Here is a 2,919-nt window from a genome sequence, read left to right as displayed (position 1 = left end):
GCTGCCGCTGACGGCGACGTAGTTGCGCTTGAGCGTGGCCGTGCCCGCCGCCGTGGTGCTGCTGTAGTGGCTCTGGCTACGGTTGCCGTTGGCGTCCCACGCATAGCCACTGGCGTTGGCGCCCAGGGTGTCGCTCAGCGCGCTGCCCGTGGGTAGCGTGAGGCCGGTCGGCGCGCTGTGGGCGCTGGCGGTGAGCCGGCCCGTGGCGTCGTAGGTGTTGGCGCTGGTGATCACGGCCTGCTGCGCACCCGTGGTGCCGCGCAGGGCGTGCCGCTGCTGCACCTGGGCCAGGCGCCCGGCGCTGTCCCAGGTCAGTTGCGGCAGCAGCCGGCTGGCGGCCAACTGGCCCGCCAGGGTGTAGCTGCGCTGCTCGGCCAGGCCGAAGGCCGGCCACTTCCAGCCGGTGGGCTGGCCCAGCGGGTTCCAGGTGATGGCGGTGAGCAGCGGCTGGCCGTTCCATTGCAGCCCGGTGAGCTGGCCCGTGGTGTCGTACTGGTACTGCAGCTTCTTGCCGCTCGCGTAGGTGAGGGTGGCGATCTGCCCGGCTCCGCCATTGCGGGCGCCGTCCGGCCCCGCCGGCACATAGGCCTGGGCCAGGGTGCGGCTGTCGCCGTTGGCCAGCACCTGGGTGCGGGCGGTGACCCGGCCCAGCGGGTCGCGCTGCCAGCGCGTGGTGACGCCCGCGTCCTGGATCTCGCTCAAGGACCCGATGCTGGCCTGCGGCGTGCCGGGGGCGTTGTAGCTGGCGCCGGTGAGGTCGTACCGCCACACGCTCTGCTTGCCGTCCTTGAAGAGGATGCGCGTCAAGCGCCCCGCCGCGTCCCGCGTGAGCCCGGTGGTGCGGCCCAGCGCATCGCTCACCTGCGTGGGGCGCCCCAGTGCGTCGTATTGCACGTTGGCCGCGCCGCTGTCGGCCGAGGTCTCCCGCGTGGCGTTGCCCCGGATGTCGTTGGCATACGTGGTGGCCACGCCCGCGAAGTCCTTGGCGCCCTGCACGGCGCCCAGCCCGTCGTAGGACAGCGAGGCGACCTTGCCCAGGGGGTCGGTGATTTCCGCGACGCGGCCCAGGGGGTCGGTGGCGTACCGGTAGCGCTGGCCCAGGGCGTTCTCGGCGGTGATGCGCTCGCCGTTGGGGCCGTAGGCGTAGCGGTCCACCTGGCTGCCGGCCTTGACGGTTTCCAGCTGGTTGGCGGCGTTGATGCCCCGCTCCTGGCGCCACACGGTCTGGCCCGCGGCGTCTTTGACTTCCTGCAGGATGACGTTGTTGAACAGGTCGTACCCATAGCTGCCCGAGGCGCCCCGGTTGTCCTTCCACGAGGCCAGCCGGTGCGCGCTGTCGTAGGCGTAGTCGATCTGGTAGCCGTCCGGCTGCGTCGTGCGGGACCGCTTGCCGATGGCGTTGTACTGGTGGGTCCATTGCATCCCGAAGACCGAGACGTTGCCGAGCAGGTTCCAGGGGTTGTTGCCATAGGCGTACTGGATTTCCAGGCCGTTGGGCAGGAGCTTGCCCACCAGGCGGCCATCGCTGTAGCTGTGGCTGGTGCGCCGCCCGAACGGGTCGGTGGATTCGAACAATAGCGGCGTGTCGCTGTGGTAGGTGTATGTGCGCCGCACGCCCAGGGCATCGATTTCGGCGGTGACCAGGCCGCCCTGGTATTCCCATCGGCGGACGGCGGCACGGGCTGCGCCGTCGGGCAGGCTGGCGTCGTACACCCGCTCGGTGAGGACGTTGCCGTCCGCGTCGTAGGTGTATTCGGTGACGCGGTGGCCATCGGTGACCTTGACCGGCAGGCGGTAGGTGGGGTGCCACTGCGTGGCGACCCGGCGCTCCTGCGCGGTGCCCTGGGCGTGGGTGGCCAGCAGGGGCAACTGGCGGTCGTTGTCCCATTCGTAGGTGGTCTGGCGGCCAGCGAAGTCCACCTCCGCCGTGACGAGGCCGGCGGCGTTCTGCACCCGGCGGTTGACCGGGCGGTAGGCCAGCCCCGGCGCCGACGAGGCACTGGTGACGGCCAGCGCCTTGTTCTGCACGGTATAGCCGTACCGGCGGGTCTGGCCGAGCGGGTCTTTCACGCCGACCTGGCCCGAGGCGATGTCGGTGTAGTCGAACTGGTGCGCCAGGGCGTCGCCTGCATGCGCGGCCTTGAGCGTGCGGCCCAGCGCGTCGTAGCTGAACTGGGCGAAACGGCTGCCGTTCTCATCGACGATGGCGGTCAGCAGGAACGGGTTGCCGGTGTCTTCGTACAGGTAGGTCTTCTGGTACTGGTCCTGCAGGCGGGACGACACCAGCCGGTCGCCCACGCCGTCCTGGTAGCTGTACCGGTAGGTGGTGGTTTGGTAGTCCGGCGTGATGATCTGTTCGATCAGCCGATCGCCCCAGACGAGGGTGAGGGTCTTGCCGAAGGCGTTGGTGATGGTGGTCAGGCGCCCGTAGGTGTACCCGTAGGTGGTGACCCAGCCGTTGCGCGCCCTGCGGCTCAGGAGTTTGCCCGCGCTGTCGAAGGTGAGCACGGAGTCGTCGCTGGCGTTCCGAAAGCGCCACAGGCCATCGGCCTGGGCCAGCGTGTCGCTGCGCTGGTCGCCCACCCAGTCCTGCTGGGCGCCCGCGCGCTGAAAGCCCCGCTCCTCACCGTTGCCGAAGATGACGGTCGCCACGCCCTCGGACACCCGCAGGCTGATGGCGTGGTTGTGCCCCCACTGGCGGCCGAAGCCCCGGCTGGCGCGGGCGGAGTCCAGCGCCCAGTGGCTGCGGTAGATGCGCACGAAGTCCAGGCTGCCGCCCCACGGGTCCTGGTGGTCCACGATCTCCTGGAAATTCTCCCCGGTGGCGGGAATGACGGGGTCGCCCACGCACATGCCGTCCTGCCCGCCAGGGAACACGGAGACACTCCGGTAGCCGTCGCCGGGCGGCGGCAACGGGGG

The 2,919-nt window shown here is 70.4% G+C and carries 1 protein-coding gene; it reads right to left on the bottom strand.

The genetic code is table 11. The features are described 5' to 3' along the window. The coding region (locus AC27IQ_RS21600; protein ID WP_487090735.1) for a DUF6531 domain-containing protein at positions 1-2,877 on the bottom strand (2,877 nt) is incomplete at its 3' end. Positions 2,878-2,919: the final 42 nt, after the last annotated feature.

The organism is Acidovorax sp. KPB24-07 (genome assembly GCF_057543315.1).
Note: the sequence above shows the minus strand (reverse complement) of the source record. Positions and strands in the feature narration are given on the sequence as shown.